17 protein-coding genes are annotated in these 22,312 nt (G+C 52.2%); all 17 read right to left on the bottom strand.

All coding sequences use genetic code 11. The annotated features are described in order from the left end of the window. Positions 1-294: 294 nt before the first annotated feature. Positions 295-1,587: an ATP-binding protein gene (locus tag PYTT_RS06420; RefSeq protein WP_067775470.1), complete on the bottom strand. Its 1,293-nt coding sequence runs from the start codon at positions 1,585-1,587 to the stop codon at positions 295-297. A gap of 69 nt (positions 1,588-1,656) precedes the next feature. Next, the gene (locus PYTT_RS06415) at positions 1,657-2,493 is read right to left on the bottom strand and encodes a hypothetical protein (RefSeq protein WP_172801780.1); all 837 of its coding nucleotides are present in this window, start codon (positions 2,491-2,493) and stop codon (positions 1,657-1,659) included. Between the two features lie 92 nt (positions 2,494-2,585). Further along, positions 2,586-3,128, bottom strand: a complete 543-nt coding sequence (locus tag PYTT_RS06410) for an eCIS core domain-containing protein (RefSeq protein ID WP_067775627.1) — start codon at positions 3,126-3,128, stop codon at positions 2,586-2,588. An 89-nt stretch (positions 3,129-3,217) separates the two neighbouring features. Then, entirely contained in the window at positions 3,218-7,441 is a 4,224-nt protein-coding gene (locus PYTT_RS06405; protein WP_067775476.1) for a contractile injection system tape measure protein, read from the bottom strand. After that, positions 7,438-9,795, bottom strand: a complete 2,358-nt coding sequence (locus PYTT_RS06395) for a hypothetical protein (RefSeq protein ID WP_067775479.1) — start codon at positions 9,793-9,795, stop codon at positions 7,438-7,440. Before PYTT_RS06395 ends, PYTT_RS06405 begins: the two co-directional genes overlap by 4 nt. A gap of 19 nt (positions 9,796-9,814) precedes the next feature. Next, positions 9,815-10,525, bottom strand: coding sequence for a hypothetical protein (locus tag PYTT_RS06390; RefSeq protein WP_067775482.1), 711 nt, complete (start codon positions 10,523-10,525; stop codon positions 9,815-9,817). Further along, positions 10,503-13,652, bottom strand: a complete 3,150-nt coding sequence (locus PYTT_RS06385) for a baseplate J/gp47 family protein (protein ID WP_141675795.1) — start codon at positions 13,650-13,652, stop codon at positions 10,503-10,505. The genes PYTT_RS06390 and PYTT_RS06385 overlap by 23 nt, the downstream gene beginning before the upstream one ends. Before the next feature lie 182 nt (positions 13,653-13,834). Next, positions 13,835-14,245, bottom strand: a complete 411-nt coding sequence (locus PYTT_RS06380; RefSeq protein WP_067775488.1) for a GPW/gp25 family protein — start codon at positions 14,243-14,245, stop codon at positions 13,835-13,837. Positions 14,246-14,258: 13 nt separating this feature from the next. After that, positions 14,259-14,558 carry a PAAR domain-containing protein gene (locus tag PYTT_RS13015; protein ID WP_083076680.1) on the bottom strand — a complete coding sequence of 100 codons (300 nt, stop codon included), beginning with the start codon at positions 14,556-14,558 and terminating at the stop codon, positions 14,259-14,261. A 17-nt stretch (positions 14,559-14,575) separates the two neighbouring features. Next, positions 14,576-16,351, bottom strand: a complete 1,776-nt coding sequence (gene vgrG, locus PYTT_RS06375; RefSeq protein WP_067775490.1) for a type VI secretion system tip protein VgrG — start codon at positions 16,349-16,351, stop codon at positions 14,576-14,578. Between the two features lie 4 nt (positions 16,352-16,355). Then, positions 16,356-17,018 carry a LysM peptidoglycan-binding domain-containing protein gene (locus PYTT_RS06370; protein ID WP_067775492.1) on the bottom strand — a complete coding sequence of 221 codons (663 nt, stop codon included), beginning with the start codon at positions 17,016-17,018 and terminating at the stop codon, positions 16,356-16,358. Between the two features lie 188 nt (positions 17,019-17,206). Further along, positions 17,207-17,665: a phage tail protein gene (locus PYTT_RS06365; protein WP_083076683.1), complete on the bottom strand. Its 459-nt coding sequence runs from the start codon at positions 17,663-17,665 to the stop codon at positions 17,207-17,209. A gap of 11 nt (positions 17,666-17,676) precedes the next feature. Further along, positions 17,677-18,126 carry a phage tail protein gene (locus PYTT_RS06360; RefSeq protein WP_067775498.1) on the bottom strand — a complete coding sequence of 150 codons (450 nt, stop codon included), beginning with the start codon at positions 18,124-18,126 and terminating at the stop codon, positions 17,677-17,679. Between the two features lie 51 nt (positions 18,127-18,177). Further along, positions 18,178-19,857 (bottom strand): phage tail sheath family protein, encoded by a 1,680-nt coding sequence (locus PYTT_RS06355; protein ID WP_067775503.1) that lies wholly within the window; start codon positions 19,855-19,857, stop codon positions 18,178-18,180. Between the two features lie 26 nt (positions 19,858-19,883). Then, positions 19,884-20,735: a hypothetical protein gene (locus PYTT_RS06350; protein ID WP_067775506.1), complete on the bottom strand. Its 852-nt coding sequence runs from the start codon at positions 20,733-20,735 to the stop codon at positions 19,884-19,886. Further along, positions 20,732-21,286, bottom strand: a complete 555-nt coding sequence (locus tag PYTT_RS06345; protein WP_067775509.1) for a Pvc16 family protein — start codon at positions 21,284-21,286, stop codon at positions 20,732-20,734. Before PYTT_RS06345 ends, PYTT_RS06350 begins: the two co-directional genes overlap by 4 nt. Before the next feature lie 718 nt (positions 21,287-22,004). Beyond that, positions 22,005-22,286 carry a helix-turn-helix domain-containing protein gene (locus PYTT_RS06340; protein ID WP_083076685.1) on the bottom strand — a complete coding sequence of 94 codons (282 nt, stop codon included), beginning with the start codon at positions 22,284-22,286 and terminating at the stop codon, positions 22,005-22,007. Positions 22,287-22,312 lie beyond the last annotated feature (26 nt).

Genomic DNA, 22,312 nt, shown 5'->3' with positions numbered 1-22,312 from the left:
CCTCTCTGCCTGTATTGTCCCAGTATATCCTCCATTGAGACAGTCTGCAATATTCCTGAGATAGAATCCAGTGTTCTTGAAATCTGTTTTTTAGACGTAATTTTTTCTTTCATATCATGATCGCATAGTAAGTTCTTATTCTTCTATATAATGAAATTCTTTACATGCTGTTACGGCTTGAACATCCATAAAGCAAGAAAATCATCGGAATATCTCTACTGTATCTTTTCAAAATAGAATGCTCACTATCAAGTTATGCTTCTTAATGTGGCTTTGTTCGCGCGACTGTTCTTCCTAGCGTTTCAGCTCTTCCTTATCCAGCGCTTCCCTCAGCACATTCCTGCTCAGGCAATTTTCTTTTTTGCTCAGCAAATGCAAAGCACACCGGCGAATGACATTGGAAATGGAGCCACCGGACAGCTCCGCTTCGGCCGCCATATTGATCAACGCATCCGCATCGCTGCCCAGCCAGTTTGACGGCAGCATTTTCTTCCACAATTCAACCCGCATATCCCGTTCAGGCATCGGGAAATAGATGACGGACTGGAATCGTCGGGAAAACGCTTCATCGATATTGGCGCGAAGATTCGTCGCCAGAATAACCGTACCGGGAAAATCCTCGATCCGCTGCAGCAGATAGGCGACTTCCTGATTGGCATGGCGATCATTGGACGTATTGGCGGACGTGCGTTTTCCGAACAAGGCATCCGCTTCATCGAAAAAGAGAATCCAGTTCCTGTTCTCGGCCAGATCGAAAACAACCGCCAGATTCTTCTCCGTCTCGCCGATGTATTTGGAAACAATCATGGACAGATCCACCCGGTAGACATCCATCCCGTTCCTTTTGCCGATCAGCGTGGCGGCCAACGTCTTGCCCGTACCCGGAGGACCGTAGAAAAGCGTGCGGTATCCCGCTTTCAGGAAACGGGACAACCCCCACTCCTCCATCACGGTTCGATGCCCTTGAATCCATGTATTGATCTCGCCCAACTCATTCTGCACCCGATAATCCAGAACCATATCCTCCCATTCCAGAGCCGTTGTGACGCGCTTGGCCGGAAAACCCATGCGATAATCCGGTTTATACTCCCTGCCGAAGAAAACCCGGCTCAGCAACTCATCCGAGGCACGAAGCTGCCCGCTCAAAAACGGTTCTCCTTCTCCGCCGCCTTCCATATGCAGAATATTCCGGACATGGAGCCGATGATCTTGATGAAAAAGCTTGATGACATCCTGCCTCTTCTCCGCATTTTCCCCGGCCAGAATGAAGGCAGCCGTTTCTCCCGTCGGCAAAAAACCTCCGTGAGAAAGCCCCTTCCACCCCCCGAACTCCGTATAGGGGCGGCCTACGCCCGTATTCTGCACAAACAGGATATCCAGCCCCTGAGGACAAACATGGGGCATCAGCGCCAGCATAACGACAACCTTCTCGCGGAAATCCAAATCGTCCACCCCCGTCATCCGCTCCAGCCAGCCATCCTCCGGAGCCTGCACCTCTTCCAAATCGGAATATTCACACTCCTGCCGGAAATAAAGCGCAAGCGATACCCTTAAAAGCCGATTGAACCAGAGAATATGCTGTTCCATGAACTCTGTTTTTCTATCATTAAAACCACATATCAACGATATGCATACTTGTCCGTTACAAGAGCGTTATCAAATACGCCTCACACCAGCCTTAATACCGCCGTTCTTGATTGTTGATAAGCGGACGGGGTCGAATGTTTTGGAAATTGCAGTTTGAGTATCAAGACTGACGAGATCCCATTCGCCATTGATCAGATGTATAAAATCCATGAAATAATCCTTCTTCTTCTTCTGCACATCCAAAGCCTTTTCTACCAAATCACTTGCTATTAAATCATTTTCTCTATCAAGGCCATATGGGTTTTTGATCTTCACCTTATACACCGTATTAAGGCAATCTTCAATGTCACCAGCTATTTTTTCTGCAAAAGGATCGTTTTTAACTACTCCCCATGCTTCCTGCCCAGTACCTGTAATAGTTTTTACACTGGCACCCTCCGCACCCGTCACCGTTGCAGTTGCAGACGGCCAAGTCGCCAGAATGGCATTCTTGACCGTATCAATCACAGCATCCGATCCACCGCGTGTCAAGGCAGTTCCCGCATCGCATGACGTGAAGATGATATCGTGATCGCCGTCCGGCATGGCTGCCTCACCTTTGGTCAACTTGTCCGCAATCTCCTCTCCCGAGTATTCACCGGATGAGCCAATGCTTCCATGCCCAACCATTGCAATCTTCTCCTTAGAACTCAGTGTACTGAAATTCGAATCCTCGAAATTCTCAATGATTCCGCCAGCAATTGTTTGGCCGAATGCAATAGAATTCAACGTCACATAATCTGCAGAAGAATCCTTATTGTCACTGGTGACCGACACCCGGCGTTGTATACTGCCAGACAATCGATGGTCTCTGCAATCAAGAATACTGTAACTTTGCACAACCTTATTCGGAATCAACGGATCCAAGGTCCTTCCTACTGCATTTTTTACTATTCTGCATTTCATCTTATGTTTTTCTTTGATTTACCTTCTTTGAGCAATATCCCATACCCCGATTGTCAAATCATATCGTTCGCCTTGTTACCCATCACATCCGCCTCATGTTCCAGCATCGCATCGTCATTGACCGGCATGCCTCCTATTTCAGTCGTCGGCGACACCTCGTCGCCCATCTGCTGAACCACATGCCATGCTTCATGCGGAATGTGCTGTTCCTGTCCCGGAGCTACATGAATATCAGTCCCCTGCGTGTAAGCCAGAGCCTGCACAGTCGCAGGCTGGGATGAATTGTAGTGTACCCGCACGTCATCCATAGAGAACCCGGAAAGCTGCTCTACTCCCGATTTCAAATGATCCGGCAAGCCTGTGAGGTTCGGTCTTTGCTGGATGGGGGCGAGCTCTTCATCATCTTCCTCCATCTGAACGGGAGTGGTTGAAAATTTACCTTGAAGGACATCTTCCTCGTCCAAAGCCAGCCGTTGAACGGCTGGCTCCGGTATTCCATTCGTATGGCGGTTATCGACGAATTGCATGGTGCCTGCATCCCTGACCGGCTGTATGGTACGCGCAACTTTTTCCTGATATGTTTTTTCCGTTTTCATCATTTTCTCTCTTCTTCATATTCAACCCTGCTTGCCGGGATTTTTCATCTTCTTCGTTTTACCCAATGACCGATACCATTCGATCAGCATCAGACATTCCTCCATTCAACAATAATCATTTTTTTCAACCATGGAAACCGTATCATTTTATATGACCACGGAAGCGAATCCAAGAGCATGTCGTAAGCACGTTGATCCACGGTCAACAGCCATTTTTCCTCCAACTGCTCCAAACGGCCTGAACGCGCAATAAACGCATTCCGAAATCCCTGCACGGAAGTATTCTTCAGTTTCTCCCAGTTTGCCATCACCCCCTCCATCATGGAGGCAGCCGTCTCCATCTCGTGTGGCGTCAGTTCCAGAGATTTGGGCAGAGGGCAGGAAAAAGGGCACTCAGCCAGAACACGGTTGAAGGCCAGTTCCTGTTCTTCGTATTCCGTGTTTTGCCCGGTGACAAGATACTGCAGGATGAAGATCGCCCGTATCCGGGATTCCGTATTCTTGAAGTCCCCCATTTCTTCATTCAACAGACCCAGCATGGAGAATAAACGGCGAAACCACGGCACAAGCAAAACAAGTCCGGCATTGTGCACCGTCAAATACTTCACATCTTCCATGGTCGGGCTGACTGTCGCTTGATCTTCCGATGGGGAAACGGACAGTTCACCCAAAATCGACTCCGTTGTTATGTTCTTTGAATCCATTTGTTTGTTATTTATTGGTTGTTGTTCTGAAGGTTGTGCTTCTTCTTCCGAAAGCATGAACTGCAAAAACAGCTTCGCAAGCGAATCGGCTGTCATCTGGCGGGAATAATCGTTTTTGATACGCAACAGCATTTCCAGCAATCCACGTTTCAACGTTTGTTCCGATACGGAATGCCTCTCCCTCAACCTTTCGATGATTTGGTTCAGCATTTCCGCCTTTGCCAGAGAAATGCGAGCAATCAGGCCCACCAGAGACCGTGTATCCATCCATTCGCAGATGCCTCTGTCAGAGCTGCCGCCGACACACTGCAAAACGACTTCCACAAGAGCGCCAGGGCATTCTTCTGCATGAATGGCCAATATACGCTTCTTCTCTCCGGCAGAAACTTCTTCATCCTTCAGCCATGCCAGCAATCTCCCGGCATGCAAGGAAGCCACGGAAGCAGTCTCTGACGAAAGCATGGATTCATGCCCATCGATCGGGCGGAGATTCAGTTCATCCAGCAATCGGCCCACATCCTGCCGGGATGCTTCCATATCCGTCGAACCGCTCTTTTCCCTCTCAATCCGTCCGTCGGCAATACGGTGAAGATTCCCAACCAACTGCCGGACCATTTCTTCATGACTCCACGTCCTCAGCAGAAGAGCTTTCCCTTCCACAAGCCACAGCAGCAACGCCTGCCCGAGCCAGGCCTCCCATTCCGCACGTCCGGCCGCAGCCACACCGTATTGCTTTCCGCCGCTCCGCATGATGGCCTCGGCAGCACGCGAAAGCAGCTCTTTACGCTCCGGCACAATGCTGCCGAAAACCTTCATCAAGTCCGAATAGGGCAGCGCTCCGGCCAATCTCCGGAAGGCGTCTTCATCCCTGCTGAAGCTTTCCAAAGCCGGAAGCAGGGCGGCTGAATCCGAATCCACAAGTTTTCGCAAGAGCCTTTCTTTCTCTTCCGAAGTTCCGGACATCTCTGCAATCAACCGCACATCATGGCCGCATTCCGCCACACTGTATTCCACTTCCCCGGATTCCTCCACAATCCCCATGCTTTCGCCGGATACAATGCCCTGCGACGAGGAAGCATTGCCCTGTGTATGCGAATGGAGCGACCGTATCAGGATCTTCCATAAGTCGCCATCCGCCACACCGCGATCCGCATTCTTTCTTGCCGTTTTGCCCGTCAAATGCTTTTCCAGAAGAAGAAGCGCCTCTTCATACCCGCTTTCACCCACCAGAGCACACATGAACCGCCTGCACAGCGCTTCCGGCACCAATGTCGCAAAAACACCGGATTCCGTCCACTGGGCCAGTACCGCCAAAATGCGGGCATCCATTCCGGCCTGCGATGAATCCGCCATGAGTTCACGCACCGCACTGCTTGCACACATCCACCGATACAGAACTTTCACCTGCCGCAATCGTTCATTCCCCATGCTCTCGAACAGGAACTCCGCCATCGACATCATCAAGGGATGCCCGCCCAATTCCGCAAAACGGTGCAGCAAGCCATTCCTGCGCAGCTCAAGAAGCATCTGCGGCCAGCTTGTCTGGCAGGCTTCGAGATAGGCGGCCAGCAGCATCCTGCGTTCCTCTTTACCTGGTCGTTCATGGGTCAGGATGGCATGCAAGCGGGAAAACAGACGTTCATCGGGCACAGCATTTTCCGGCCATTCCTGCTCGCTTGGCGGCAGAATGTTCCCGCCGTTTTCATAAATCCATTCGTTGAACACGTTCAAATGCAAAGCTCTCGCCACCACTTGCAGCGACCGGAACACATGTTCCTCTCCAGATTTCATTTCAGGCAGAGGATTCCCCTCTTCATCCAACCCATCAAGGAAAGCGGATACCAGTATTCCGACCTCCTCTTCCGGGCCGGCGCTTCGGCCTGCATGATGAAGCCAAAAATACAACAAGCCTTTTTTGACGGACCATGCGGAAACTTCCCGACCACTCGCAGCCATCGCCCCTGTGCCGGACGCCGGATGCTCCATCGCCCACACGGTTTGCCGAGCCAGTTCGCAAGCGCGCAAAGACGACAAGGACAACAGCACATACAGCATCTCCCGATCCGCCAACTCGGCGACCAGCCTGAACATGCCTTTCCGGCGGAGCAAGGCGCAGAGCATGGCTTCCGTGCCGCGAGGCTCTTCCCGGAAACAGGCAGCCAGATATTGCCGGCGTTGTTCCACTGGCAGGGACTCATCCGCCACCATCTCCGCAAATTGCGTTTCGAGCCTCCGGGGCAATCCGTCCTGCAGCGGAGAAGATACCGCGCCGCTCCTCTTCGCCGGAAATCTCAGCAGGGAAAGCCTCATGAACATATGATACAGCTCCATGTTGAAATACCCTCCATCGACCGGAGTGCCGTCCGCATGGAGCGGCTGCCGCCTGTAAAGAACGTCCAGCACATCCAGATAATATTCCCGCCCGAAGACTTCCAACAGGAATTGCACGGTCAATTCCGCCTTCGACAAATAGGCGGCATCCATTCTTTTTCTGATAAAAGAAAGGAATTTGACATTCAAGTGCTGCCGAAACTGTTTCTTGTCGCCGAACGAATACACGCCGTTGAACGGATAATTTTCCAGAAACCAGTTGTAGAGGTAATGCCAGTAGGGCGGAACATCCACTTCCGCATGGCTCTCGCATTCTTCCACCATGATCCTCTTCACCGTCAGGGAATCCAGCAACTCCGCCAATGCGGGCAGCATATCGCCGCCGGATTCATGAATGAAGCGCACGACGATTTCCGGCGAGGATTCCAGAACCGCCGCCAGATACCGCTGCTTTTCAAAATGGCTGATGGCCGGGCTGGACAGCCAGAACATGCTGCCCGCCCATTGCGCCAACAGCAGAGGGCGCAGGTTTTCCGGCATCCTCTCCACCAATTTCATCCTGACGGCGGTACGGGTGGATTCCGCCAGGGTACGATCGGCATCCAGTCCCGCATTCAAGCAGGCCGCCAGACGACGCAGCAACTCCGCGTCGCCCTGCACAGCCTCCAGAAAACCGGCCATCAGGCCGGGCCGGGCCGTTGCCAGAGAGGCCAGCATCCTCTGCCGGTCATCCTGACCGATTTGTCGGCAATCATTCCATGCCGTCGCCAAGATGCCGAATTGCCGCCCGTCCGCACCGGATAAGAGCCGCTCCATGCGGCGCGCTTCCTGAAAACAGCTCCGCATCAAGAGAGCCAGCGCATCCGGCGCATGCTGGATGATGAACGCCAGCTCTTCCCGCATATCAAAACGGCCGTCGTGCCATTCCGGCTTGCAAACACCGCAGGACAAATAAAACAGAAGATTTTCCAAACGTCTCTTCGCCAATTCCCGGCCGAAAATTCTCTGCATCGTGCCGGGACGGAAGACGCGCTCCAGCTCCTCCCGCACACGCACAGGAAAAACCGTCAACAATTCTTCTTCCTCCATACGGCCCAGATTCAGGGTCAGGGAATCCACTTCGATCAACTCGTCCCTTCCGTCAAATCCGGAAAGAAAATCGTCCAGCACCTCCGTGAAGCACCGACGGCAAAAATCATCCCACCCGGCATACAGATCGGCAGCGAACGTTTCATTGTCCGCAACGAATTGAAACGATAGCCGGTCTACGGTAATCATACATCGGAAACAGATTTGGAGTGGTTCAGAATGTGCAGAATGCCGTCCGCATACGTTTCACTGCCGCTTCGGTGCAAACTCACGCACCACTTGCGGTAATTTTCCTCGAATCTCTGCATTTGAAGAACATCCAGCCAATGCAACCGCGCATTCAGGTGAGCCGGGAGAAGGCTTCTGACCAGTTGCTTGCATCTTTCCCGGAAGCGGGCTGATTTGAACCGCGCCGTCCAGTCGGGAAAGACGAATGAAACGGTGAAGTATTCAGGCGGATTCAGCAACTGGCGTTCCACGACATACACCACCTCACTCTTGAGATTCAGCTCCCGGAGATAATGGCGCAGCGTCCGGGCCAGCTCCAGCAGCCTTTCCCGATCGTTCATGCGGCCCAGACAACACCATTCCCGATCCTCATTGTTCCAGAAAGCGAGCAAATATTCCCCCTCTCCGAGATGAACCAATTTATAGTTATCCAGACAGACGCCCCCCCGGAACAAGCCACCGCTGATCATATTGGTATGGAAGAAGCCCAATTCCCGCCGCAACGCTTCATACCGCCCGGCGCGCTCCTTTCTCCCGCATTGCCGCCACTCGTTTTCCTCAATCGGCGAATAGCCGATTTTTTCGATATTCCCGATATTGGCCCGATCCATCCGGCTTTCATCGATCAGCATGGAAGTCATCCTGTCCCTGAACGGCTTGTATTCAGGATCATCCCCCATCAGAATCAGATTATGGCTGGGAAGGATATTGCCCACCGACACCGTCTCATCCGCATTCATGCCGAGCAGCCATGACAAATAAGCCTTGATACCGGAAATATTGCTTGCCGACAAACCTCCCTCGATATCGCAGGCGCGAAAACGATTGCGCACAAGATGCGGCACTTGCCGCAAGAAGGCCATTCTCCTTTTCAGCAATTCGTCTTCCGTTTCACCATCCGCACTGAATTCGGACAGCCAGTCCGGGCAACTTTCCACGCCGAACAAACGATCGAGAAAATCCAGATAGCGCGTTTTGACGCCGAAGACATCCCGAAACCGATCATTCGTCTTGTACCGGATCTGCCCTTCCTGCGGCAAAATATCCATGGTCGACAAAACCGCAGCATGCCCGTTCTCAAGGGAAAGCAGATCCTTGACCAGGCGCAGTTCACTCAATCCTCTTCGGATCACACGATCATACAAATCCAGATAGGAGGACAAGGGGGCGGAACATCCCTTCCCTGCGTCCGTTGCCGATGAAGGCAGAGCTCCATTCCTCAGGCCATAGCAGCCCGGCATATCGGCGGCAATGGGCTTATGCCCGAACACCCGGCGATACACGCCCCCGGGCAGGAAACGGCAGGCATCGGCGCCCTTTTCACCACCCTCTGCGGCAGCCGGGCGCAGGCGGGCCAACACATCGGATTGATGCAACACCTGCAGGTTTTCCATGAATTGATCCGCATCAAAAGAAACTTCCAGCTCATCCACAGTCATTCGAACCCGGAAATCCTGCTGCTGCCGGGGTATCGCAACCTGATACTCCGGGCTGAAATTCGTGATGATGCGGCCCTTCTGATCCAGAAAATAACAGGTTTTGAAGCCCCTGATGCCCGGGAGAGAGGCAAGCTGCTTGTATAATTCGTGTTCCGTATTGTCCTGCCGGGGTATCGTCACCCTCGTTTTCCCGGTCGGGCCTTCCAGCCATTCTTCCGGAGACAATCCGCCGGGTATGCACTCTCCCGCCCGCTCCACCAGCACGGAGCCGGACAGATAACGGATGATATGCCAATAAACCAGCGCCAGCAGCTCTGCAGGATCGGCTCCTGCCTCGATTTCCAATTCCGCATGGAAAAACAAAGGCAGCGTCTTTTGCAGCCGGACGTTTTTCAAGGTTTCGCACAAATTGCGGTGAGCCTGAAAATGAGCCTGCACTTTCTCAAGAATATCCGGTGATTCATCCAGAGGCGAACACCGCACATTGATATTGTAAGCCCCGGTCGCCGCATCGCACTGAATCCCGATCCATTCCAAAGCCGGAAATTCGGCATACAGCAGTTTCCGATAATCGTCCGGCGTCACAGGCGCATTTGAATAAACATCTTCCGGAAAGAACAATCCGAAATGTTCCGGAGAAAAGGCTTCCGCTTCGCCCGTCAAATAATCCTGCAAATCGAAACCGAGTTTGTAATCCAGCTCTGTCAGGGCATAATTGGCCACATCAGCAATGGTGACTCCCGGATCATGCGCGTTGAAATCCGTCCATACGCTGCCCGACAGGCGCTGTATCTCGTCCAGCGTCTTTTTCTGCAGGACAGAATACAAAAAATCCTCTTTGCGCTTCTGCTCGATGTACAGGCCGTCGGTATCCATTATCCTTATCCCTTCTTGATTAGTTCAGACCCGGAGCCTTATTCTTCCATACTTCCGTCATCCGGTAGCGTATCGTTCCCTCGTACATTCGCCTGCCCCGCATTTGAAGAAACAATCCCCCGTTTTTCCTCTTCCACCGGAGGCAAATGGGACCGCGCCATATCCCCCACCGTTTCTGGGGAGAAGAAAGCCTCAACTGCCCCCCGCCGCAATGGCTGGCCTCGGCCTCGGCCATGCGGCAGCACGTCTTTCCGCGATGGTAAACGGCCAATATCCGGTACACCCTGCATCCGTGGCTTTCCCTGCCGGCTTTCGCCTCAATCGGCAAATCGTGCCAATAACCGTCGGCGGGCATCATCCGGCAGGCATCCCCGGCATCAGGCTCTACGGCAGGGGAAATGGTACGCCCTTGCGCAATGACAAGCACCGATTTTCCCGTTTCATCCTTCAGAATCAATTCCTTGTTTTGACCCGCAGCAAGAGTCCAGCAAGGAAGCGCACCACCGCTTCCCTCCCCCCCGAAAGCATCCGCGCCTTCCGGGGCGTTTCCATAGAACGAGGCCCATGTATCATGCCCCTCCCGAGAGTAAAAGGCGATACCGTCGCGGGCTGTGCGGACGACGCCGTCTTCCCGTATATTGGGCATCGAGTCGATCAATTCGGCAAACTGTTCCTCCGTAGGAGCATTGCCCGACTTGAAATATTCCTTAAGCGTGTTCCTGTCTTTCATAACTGTTCCTGATAATGAAATTGGCTCCGATCTCGGCCCTGCCTATCCCCGCATTCAACGGCAGCAGCCTGATGCGGGTAATATGAGGAACGAGAACGTACCATGGTTTTTTCGCGGCAATGTATTGCCCGTCGGACTGAACGTCTACATAATCTTCCCAGCCTTCTCCCGCGCTGATGGACAATTGGTGCAACTGCACGATATCCTCATCATTGACCAGCCGGGAATGCAACTCCCGATAGGAATAATGCCACCCAAGCTCCGGCAGAGAACCCGATGCCATCCATCCGGAAAAATAGCTGTTGATGCGCCTGCACATTCTTCGCACGACCGCCTCTTCATCCACAGAGCCGGCTTTCATGACAGCCGCGCAGGCCACATTGATCTGCGGATACTCCGGATTGCACACCCGCAGGGGAGCAAAAGGCGAAGCATATTCTGCAAGGCAATTCCCGATTGCGGACAGTTTCCACGCCGGAGTCCACGGATACGGGCTGTCCGCCTGTCGGGACAACACAACGACACGCACCTCCGCAGGCGCAGATTCCTTCCTCTGCGGAAAACAATACACCTTCTCGATTTCGGAAAACCTCTCCAACACCAGCCGCTCATAATCCTTCGGCGTAATGGCCCGGCGCCTGTCCGCCATGCGGGCGCTCTGCCGCACGGCAACCATATCTTCCGTCTCCTCCGGCTGCCCCCCGCATCCGGGCAAAGGCTGGCACACCGCGCCAATCCTCTCATCGGCCTCCAGCAGCTCCTGTATTGTCCCGGCGGGCAGGGAATGTCCGTCGCCGCCTTCGGCCTCGACCACCACGCAATTCATGTAAATGCAGCGCACGGCGAGGCACTGCCCCACATCTCCGCTTACACGCAGCCGCAACCAGAACAGCCCATCCCTGTCCAGCCAGCGTGCATTCACATCCTCCGGCAGCTCGACCTCCATAAAACCGCTTCTGGTCAATCCTCCCGTCCCGTCTTCAATCACCGCCACACCATCATAATCGTTCCACAACCCTTCTCCCACCCCATAATCACAGGAAAGAACCGGCAAAACTCCATCGCCACCCGCCGCACAGCAAACGACATGGCCTCCGGAACCCAGATCGAAATACATCCGCACTCTGCGCACTCCCGGAGCATGGCGAAAAGCGAAATAAAGCAGATGCTCCCCGGCCGGATTCCAGGCGAATGCCTGCGGCTCCTTCATATCCACAGGCACAAAACCGGACACCACGGAAATGCGCGACAACTCCACCCCCTCCGACCGAAAGCGGTTGATCTCCGCCGTGGCCTTGTAAGAAAGCGACAGATCCGACAGCACGGGAACCACTGGCATGACAGGAAGCGCCCTTTGCCGCTTTTCCTTATTCCTGCTGTTATGGATCATGGTTTCCGCGAACAGGCGCCTGTACGCTTCCATGCCGAACCCCATTCCCGGCTCCTGAAGTACGATCCGGAAAAAGCCCGTACGATCCCGGTGGTACTCAAAGGCCTCGCAGGCTGCACCATCCAGGGCTATCTCCCTTGCCGCCTGCCTCCGAAAAGGAATGACGGCATCTTCCTGCAAGCGGCCCGTCTCCGGCGAGAGTGTAAAAAGCGGTTCGGTCGCGCCGTCGCGCAGGCACGGATGCCATTGCCCGTTTTTCTGCCATTCCGTCTTGATGCGGAAAGAAGCATTGGTAATCGACGAAGCCGCCGGATAATTTTTATAAACATCGGCATATCCCCCATCCGTTTGAGGCAGCCTGTTCCATACCCCTCGCAGCTCGATTTCCGTCCATTTTTTGAAACTCAACTCCTTGTGTCCGAACATCAACCACGCCCCCCGTTCCGCCTGAGTACCGAAAGGATATACCGGCTGGGAAGCATCCAGCTCTCCCAGTTCATTATACAAGCTGATCGCACGAATACCGCTCGCCTGCACCTCGATTCTGACAGCGGAAAACACGGCGCCCGTCATCCATTCATTTCCGGGAACTCCGCAATCAACCAGAATACGGACAATCGGGTCACGGGACTCCAGGCCATGCAGCGCATCCGTGCATGGCACGATAGCGGCGTCCTGCATATCCAGCTCAAATGAACACGACAACTCCACATCCTCGGAGGAATCGAGAGAAAGAACCGCCGTTTTGCAGATCCAGCCTTCAGCGCCGCTCACCTCTACGGCAACATCCTGCATACCCTGCCCCAAGGTGGAAGAGGCCTGCATCCCATCCAGCCGGAACAGAAGACGAATACTCCTCTCCCCCTCTTCCAAGAGCAGCACACGGGATTCGACCATCCAGCCGCATGGCGCCCTCAAAACAGCCTCGGTATTTTCAGGGAACAAGCATGTCTCAAAAGCCGGATCGGAAAAATCGACCGGCAGGCGATAAACTTCCCCTCTGCGCTCGAATACGGAATGGACGGCCTCCAGCTTCATGGCTGTCATGAACTCCCTCGATAACGTGCCGTAAAGCAGCTCCCTGCCGTCCGCCAAAACTCCGGCCTTGAACTTGGTACCCGCTTCAAGGAAAAAACCATTCGAGCATCCCCCGGAAGGCTCAATGGAGACAAAGGTTCTATCCTGAATGCACGCTCTGGCTCGGGCTTTGAGAATCTCCCGGAAGTAAAAATCTGGCAGCCTCTCGATCGTCCTGTTGAACTTTCGGACAATCTCGCCGTAATTCCGAACAAACGTCAGCAAAAGAGCCAAAGACGGCTCCATATCACACCCTTCCTCCACCATCCGGATATACTCGTCACTCCGCTCCTTGATACAGTGGACGGCATTCAGCATCCTGTAATACGGCAGATTGGAGCGAATGCCGATTTCCTTGCGCCCGGCGGGCTGGCTGTCCGGAAAATCCAGTGATTCACGCAACGTTTTCTCGATGAGCCGCGCCGCCTGCACATCGGAAGTCCGCGAATATTCCGCCCCAACCTCATGGTAGCGCGAATTCAGAAAACGCCCTATTCGTTGCAGCCAGTCCAAAACCTTGTTCCGCAAATCATCGTCGTATTCCTGTTGCCGGGATGTACCTTTCCCCTGTACAAAAGAAGCCTTGTAGCTCCGCACATCCTTCTGGACGATTTCAATCAGAATAGTCAGAATATGATCCTTCCAAAGATCCGCCGGCATCACAACCCCTTGGTTGTGAGTATACTCCGAAGAGGCAGCGCCGCCTACGGATGTAATCCAGCGAAACAGCTCCCGCCAATCGCATTCCATCGCATCGAACCCGCCAAGAACCGCCCGACCCGACCGACAATCGGATTGAGACATACCCTTATTCACATAGACATCTGCCCCGGCCATAGCTTCTAAAGAATCAAATCCGTACCTTCATTCAGATAAAACGGGTACACCATATTGCTGCGCCTGTTGACGCTATTGATCGTGTAATCCAGCAGAATACGCAGTATCCCCTGCTCATGGTCGATTTTGAATTCGACCGATATCAGTCTGATACGGGGTTCAAACAAAATCACGGCCCTCTCTATTTCATTCCGAAGAAGAGTCTGTGCCGCCGTATCCATCGCTTCAAAGGCGTATCTGCGCAGATCGCAGCCATAATCGGGGCGGTGTACCCGCTCTCCCGGAGAACAGCTCAACAAAACACACAAACTCTGCTGTATGTCCTCGTCGCCATCGACCATGTTCACACCATGAGACCTCTTACCGAATTCCGGAGGAAAACTCCAGCCCTTGCCTAAAAACGCATTATCATTCATATGATTATCGTTATCATCCTATCCAAACATTCGGGCAGCCCAGTACAATGGAGCCTCCGTGCGCCGTCGTATCCCCCATCCTTGCTGCCGGTTTGCCCCCTATTAACACAGTAGAGGAACCTTTGACAATAGTATCCGGCGGGCCGACGCACACGCACATGTCTCCCATGACGGCTGCCGGCAATTTGCCGATCAGCACCGTAGGCACGCCCGGCCCCGCCACAGGGCCTCCCACATGAGGTATGGGAGGAAGCCCCGGCGTCTGCATGGGGCAGACATGCATATCGCTTATTCTTGCTGCTGGTTGAGGCATTGTTTTTCCTTTCTTTTCTAGTTGATCATAACCATGGCTCCCTTGATGACCGTCTGCCCCGAAGCGGAAAGCTCCGTCGAGGCATTCCCCTTGATCGTAAAAGAAACCTTTGCCGAAGCCTTCACATTGGTTCCGGTAATCACGATATCCGAATTGGCGCTGATTTCAGCCTTGGAGCAGGCTTTCGCGACAATATCGCCTTTCGACTTCAAGAAAATATCCTTTGCGGACGAAAGAGAAATACCGTCCTTGTCCATGCAAATCTCGTTTTTATGTTCATCGCACAATCTGATGGACTTTTTCTCATCATTGATCTCCACCGTATTCTTGCCGGGAGTATGCAGAATGATCGTCTTCTGTTTTTCGTCAAACTTCAGCTCCAGTTTTTCCCGGGTCGTCACGGTCTTGATGTCATTATCCTGCTCGAACCCGAACGGGGGCTGGTGCTTTTTCCCGTAAAGACTGCCCAGCACGACGGGGTGGCACGGATCATGATTGATGAACCCCACGAGCACCTCATCACCTTTCTCGGGCAGAAACAGGCCACCAGCCGCAGCGGTGGCATACGGCGAAGAGAATCGCGCCCAAAGCGCCTTCTTCGAACCATCCATCCAGGGCAATTCCACACGAATACGGCACTCCTGCCGGGGATCGTCATGGAGCTGCGTGACAACTCCCGTATGCAGGCCTTCCAGCCCCGGAAGAAACCCGGCTCCCGGAGGAGACGCCACATCCGGCTCTTCCGTAATCATGGAAGGGCGCACGCCGATGCCCGCCTCGGTCACCCACTCGTTATTCTCGATGGAATGGTGAACGGAACCGATAAAAACATTCCCGTTGAACCGCTTGCCCAGCCCCTTCAAGGCAATCAGGCAGCCGGGTTCGACTTCGGGCGATCCATAAAAACTGAAACTCCCCTGATAGCGGGACAGCCCCGCCTTCAACGCCATGCTGTTCACCCATTCTTTCAGGGCGTCGCCTTCTATCGGGGCATCCGTCTGCAGCAGGAGATCTCCGCCGCAGGCAATATCTCCCGGCTGCAAATCACCCTGTTTATTCAGAGCCGGAGCCGCCGAAGCGATCTTCACCTGCTTTTGCTGCGACGGATCCCATGAAATCCCGGAATAGCGGGCAAACTGCTCTCCGCCCGACAGGGAACCGTCAAAAGCGATCATATCCAAACCGCAAGTCACAGTCAGCACGGGAGAAGAAGACACCTTCGGCTTGATCGCCATGATCTCCTTCCCCTTCACACAGATGAACAGGCCGCAGGCATCCGCCCGAGACAGGGCAAAATCCCAGTCCGTACAATAATACTGCACCATCTCTGGATGCTGGTACGCCGTCGCATCCGCCTTCACGCTCCCATAGTCGGAAAGCGCCTCCTTGATCATCTCGCTATCCTTCTTCTTCTCGAAAATACGGTTCTTGCGCCCCTGCGTGGCGGGATAAGCGCAATCGCGGCATTCCACAACCATATGGGCGCGTTCTCCCCGCCCCGCACGAATACCTACCTCCGTGACAATCCCTTCAAAAAGGGTATCCTGATGATTCACATCGCCAGCATCGAACCGTATCGTACTGCCCGGCTTGAAACAAGCGGCATCCGTCTCCGGAAATACCTGCTTATCCAAATCGCCTGCATTGAACTTCAATGTGGCCATCCCGATTCTGTTCAACTCCAGCCGGATGGAGGCGGATATCAATTCATGGGAATCATCCAGCCTTTTGCCGTTGCTGTAAACGCTCCATGCGAGCACTCTGTCTTTATATACCGATGGTGATTTCTCCATAATATCATTCTTTCTTCAAAGGAGGAAACAGAATAGACGTTCCGGCTGGAATGTCCCTGAATCCGTTGAGGTTATTAAACCGGGCCACTTCTCCCGCAAACAGGGAATCCCCGTAAATCCGGTAGCACAGGCAGGCCAGCGTATCGCTCTCCTTCATCACGATAATCCTCGACATATCGGGAGACAGCTTCGTAAACATCTTCTTGTCTTCCCCGCTGCTTCGGAACCCTGAAAAGGACAACTCGACTTTTGCCCGCAGAGGAATGCCGCTCGTATTGAAGAGTGTATACTCCACCTTCATGGAATCAAGCTGGCCCTTGAACACCAGCGTTCCATACACGATTATCACATAAGACGGGCGATGCCCTTCGCTATTGTACGAATACACACTGTCTTCCAGCGCCTTGATCTTATCATACACCCGGTCCTCCTTCCGTGTGCCTTCCACCACGCCCGTACAATCCACAATGAAAGCAAAAGCCAGAATCTCCGGCTTATACTTCTCGAAAACATTGTTTCCATTGGTCGTCCCCAGAGCCTTGTCTTCCTGATACACGATCCCTTTCTCGAATTTCAACGATTCGGGATTGAGCGGCAAGGTCAGCTTTGCCTTGTGCTCCTGTGAATAATTCACATCGGTGTATGAAAACAATGACAAGAATTCCATTGGGACGCTCCTTCTCTATCTTCTGTTTTTTGATCTTTGCAGAGGTTGCAATCTTTGACGGTTCAAAGACAATTCGCGGATCACATCCTCCTTGAGTCTGCGATACAACTGATCGGAAATCTCCGTCTTCCCGACAATCTTTTTCTCCACGACCGTATTTACGCGGATCTCCTTGATGACAATCGCCATTATATTTTTCTTTCCAGGATATTATAATTCAATGTCAGCGTCTCGATGGCCAGTCCGCTTTTCTGAGAATCCAGAGCGGACAAGCCCCATTTGATCGGAAACGCTCTGGAACATTCCCATGAGGCTGCAACCTCCCCGCGCTCGTTGCACAGAGTGATCACCAGCAGGCTGGGATTGATCCACCCGTTCCGGGAAAAAGCCAGGCAACTTTTCACCCATTCCGTGATCTTTTCGGAAAGCGGTTCCAAAGGGCGTTTCAACACCAGATTGCCGTGTTTGACCTGTCTGGGCAGCTTCAGCCATGCGCCGTCATCTCCCTGTTGTTGAGTCTCCTGAAAAACCATTTCCTGATCGAGACCGCTTATCTCCATGAATGAAGCCGCAGCATGGTCGCTACCCCACTGAAATTCAGCGTGAAAGATAAACCCCAGGGGGTAGCTCCAATCTTCATTTGACATAAGGATCTACATCAGGCCAACGTAATGCCTTCATGAACAAGTATCAGCGTCTCCATGGCAACATTGTTTCCATCTGCCTTGAAGCCTTCTACCGTGATCTTCTTCGGCCAGGCATTGGTCAGCTTCCAGCTTTGGGCAGGCGAGCCGCTTTCATCCAGCAGACTGATCGTCACGGCGCGCCGCTTGATCGTATTCATCTTGACTTCTCCGATCCAATCCCAGAACCGCTTGTCAGAGACGAAAATACCCTTCTTCAAGGTAATATCCCCGCTCTTCCTCAATCCCGGCATCTTGACCTTCGTGAAATCCTTGCTGTCGCCCGCCCTGTATTCGATCACATCAAACTCCATATCGAGGCCGGAAACCTCCTTGAACGACATATCTCCTATATCGTCTATACTGACTTTGAAATAAAATTCGGGCAACGGCCATATTTCTTTATCCTGTGCTTCTCCTGGCATAATATTTTTATCTAATGGTTAATTGTTTATCCAAATAATAACGACTATCCGTCAACTCTTCTGCATTTGTTGCTGGAAGGTGATTTCAATGAATTCCGCAGGGCGGGAAATGGCGACCAGAACGGTAATCCGCAACATCCCTTCCAGAATATCTTCGGGAGCCATGGTATCTCCCAGCCCGACATGCACGCTGAACGCATCCTCGGGCACAGAGCCGGCCAATCCGCCACGCTTCCATACGCCACGAAGGAAATTCTCAATCATGCACTTCATATTCAGCCATGTATTCGCATCATTAGCTTCAAATACATAAGCGCGGGCTGCATTCTTGATGGATTCTTCAAGGAACAGCATCGTACGGCGCACATTGATATAACGCCAATCCAGAGAATTGCCGTCCAGCGTGCGGGCGCCCCATACCTTGATACCTTCACCGATAAACGAGCGGATCGCATTGATGGCTTTTCCGTTCATGGGTACATTCAAATCCATCTGAGCAGCATTGTCGATAATCTCCGAAGGACTTTGCACATAATTCACGGAAACATTGGCCGGAGCTTTCCAAACGCCCTTCGTCTGATCCACCATCGTATAAAGACCGGCCATCGCAGCAGATGGCGGCAGCAAATTCAAATGGCTTTTCAGCGCTTTCATAGCCGTCTGATAAAGAGGGGAACTCTTCACGAGCAGGTAATGCAGATTGACCCGGTTCACGGTCTGCGACTCCGGGCTAATCTCAATGGTATTCTTCTTTTGCTTCTCTTCCGGAGTCGCTCCACTATCGTCATACTTGTACAAAACTCCATTGATGATCTGGCTTTGCCCTACACTGAGTGTAATCTTTTTCGCCATGCACTGCTCAATCGCTTGAGCCAAATGGGGATCAGAACCGAAAAAGCGGCGGCAATGCGTTTGGAATCCTTCTCCCAGCTCCACCATGCCCGGCTTGATCTCCGACAGCACGGAAGTATTCAGCCACGGATAATAGGCCGCGCCATAGGACAAACCATTGGCGCCGATACCCGTTTGGAATTTTGATATCTGGAGGGCCATCGGCTCATTTTCATCGCTCTTGGGTTGAACATCGAAAATGGCAAAGCGGTTTTGCATCTTGACGCAGTGATTCAGCATCTGCGTCTGCATATCGCTGCAACTCGCGGAATACGCGGCTTCAGGAACGACGACCATCGTAATTTCCTGCTCCTTCTCCAAAGCGGATAAGGCGCCTGCAACACTTTCCTTGCTGAGCATCGCACCGTATGTACCTACGGACACGATATAACACGTGCCGCCGCCATTGGCAAAAAACATCAGCATCTGGCGGTACAGCGTGTATTTATTATCCCCTGTAACGCAAAAGGCATACCCTTTTTTGACCGACTCGTTCTTCTCATTGGTTTCAACAACCTCCACGACCTGCTGAAATATTCCCGGATCCGGCTTCATCACAGCGTCTTTAGGAGTAATAGCTCCTTCCGAGTCACGTGAAGCTCCCGGATCATAGGTCTTGATATCGACCTTGAAATCAAGGGAAGGTCCTTCTCCGAAATACTTCACATATTCCGTCATGGAAGAAATCTTCCACGGCTTCATCAGCAAGGAATCCGCTCCGTTTTCGGCTTTCTGCGTGATTCCGATAAAGGCGGGAATCGCCGTTGGCGCTTCCACGACCGAATTGGGAAAAGCGCTCTTTTCCACAATATACACACCTGGTGTTTTGTATTCTCCCATAGTATTTATTCTATTTTAACATTATTTTATATATAACAGATTTGTCGGATGGCTCCCTCGCTGCCGGAAGAATATCTTCCGGCCTGAGGACTCGGCAAAAACCGGGCGACTATTCTTTTTCTGGGCGGAACTCTCTGAATAATTTCTGAAAGAATCAGATGATATTCATCCTGTTCGAAAGATTTAACGGGTTCCAAAGATGCAATTCTCCAAACGTTTGGTCCGAAGATGCTATCCTTTTGCGCTTCAGGTGTTCCGAACGAAACACACTGCGAAGCATCTTCCAATAAAAGCCGCGGCCCGCGGTCATCGTCCGGATGCCTGAGAATAAAGAAATACTCCCAGACATAACTGCGGGCACGAAACCGCAGCGTCACATCGCAGGATTCCCGATCCATCCGTGAAGCATCCGCTCCTTTGCCGCCGGGGCGTCCTGCTGTATCCTGGGCTGGGGGAACCATCTTCTCTTCAAGCCATTGCTTGCTGGGTGACCAGACAATCCGGCAGAAATCATTCCCATACCGTTTCTCTTCCCCATCGATCGGCCTTAATAGGGACATCACATCCAGCTCTCCGCTGCCTTCCACATCGATTCGATACACCTTGCGCGGGTCGTAGCCGTCACATACGGTATACGGGAAAAAATCCGGCCTGCATATGCGCATGGACAAGATCAATTCGTCACCGTCCATCAATCCGTGAAAACCTTCCCGGAGAGCCAGCCATTCCCACATGCCATGCGACAGTTTCCGGAACAGTACCCCACGGCGGCGCATCAACTCGGCGGTACACGGCAAAGGCATCAGCTCAACCATGTCACCGCCATTGGTATACTCGTGGCGCACACCTACGCGACCCAGGCTTACCCACTCGCTCATGCCTCCTCCTTTCGTATGCCGGAATGAACGAGGGGAGGATCCGTGACAATTCTTCCGCTTCCGGAGCTTTCGGCAGCATCAATCGCAAGCCTCCGCAATTTGCACATCACGGACGGATAATACTGCCCTCCCAATGTCGTCCAGATATTGTGTACATCCTGCAAAGACAACCCCGCCATCTCTACCGAATACACTTTCTTTTCAAATTCGAAAGTCGGCGCCGACTGGATGAAATGCAAGGTCGAGGAAAGAACCGCCAGCGATTCCGCATATCTCTGATCGTCATAAACGGCCGACAGCATCAAATCCAGATTCAACAACAGGGGAGGATAGCTCCGGATATACTCGCCGGAATCCCGCCGCATGCCGGATGCGTATCCCCCGGCCGCCTCCCGTTCGATATTGATGAGAGAAACAATCAGTTTACAGGGAGGTTCCCCTGTGCGACTGCCAAGAAAACCGACCTCCGCCACACCTTCCGGTCGGGCAAATTCACGGCGAAGGTATTCATCTAAACGCGCAGCATAAGATGTCAGGATCCTTTTGATCATACTTATTTTGAATGATTGATTGTCGATATGTAAAATCGGTTTTTTGATCCTGCTTTAAAACGCTAGATACACACATCTTATCCAGCTTTCAGCCAGATATGCTTCATGTGTCTACCCGCACGAAAGTGCCAAAAACCTCATATCTTCATGCGCAATTATTCATTTGAATATATTCCATGCACCGATATGAAAATCTTTCAGCCTTCTCTTCATTGTATGCAATATTATTTTATTTTCAAACATTTTATACTAACAAATTTATTATTGGGTTTTAAATATAAAACAATTTATTGAAATAAAGCAAAATACGAAATTCGAAGATTGTTATTATTCTTTTCTTCTCTTTCGGATAAAAAACGAAAACCCAACCGCAAAAGACGTATCAGGGAAATGAACAAGTGCCCCTATGCGGTCAGACATTCTATGAGGTGATCGCATGGTCGACATCTGTTTTCATGCACCGCCGACAAACCCAATCAATACATCAACTGTCCTCCGCCTCCTATCCGCAAACAAGACGAAGCCGCAGTTCAAAACAAGAAACGTGAGCGGAAGAATACTTCAGACTGAGATAAACATTCCCAGATATTGCCAGTTCGCACCACAATGTAAACTCTAGACCTACGCCGGGATGTTGTCTTGCCCCATCTTTTGTAAAATGCGACAAAGGACAGAACAATTTTTAGGAAAGGTAAATCTCCTATCAATCCATTCGTCATTATGAAACATCAGGACCGTGACGCGCTACCGCCAGCAAAAATTCATCGGCACCTTCCATAAGAGCATCGATGGGGCACCGCAACACCTTGGCGAACAGACACACCTCCGCATCGTTCACACGGCGCAAGCCCGTCTCCACCTTCGCCAGCGATTCACGCGACAACTGCCACCCCATAATCTGGCAATGAGCGATCAACGCCGTTTGCGTCCACTTCTTCGACTTGCGGATACGCCTTAAATTTTCACCGATAATATTCAACCCGATTCGTTTTTGTTCCATAAGTCGAACATTTTAGCCGTCTGACG

Source organism: Neoakkermansia glycaniphila (assembly GCF_900097105.1).
Classification (GTDB): Bacteria; Verrucomicrobiota; Verrucomicrobiia; order Verrucomicrobiales; family Akkermansiaceae; genus Akkermansia; species Akkermansia glycaniphila.
Note: the sequence above shows the minus strand (reverse complement) of the source record. Positions and strands in the feature narration are given on the sequence as shown.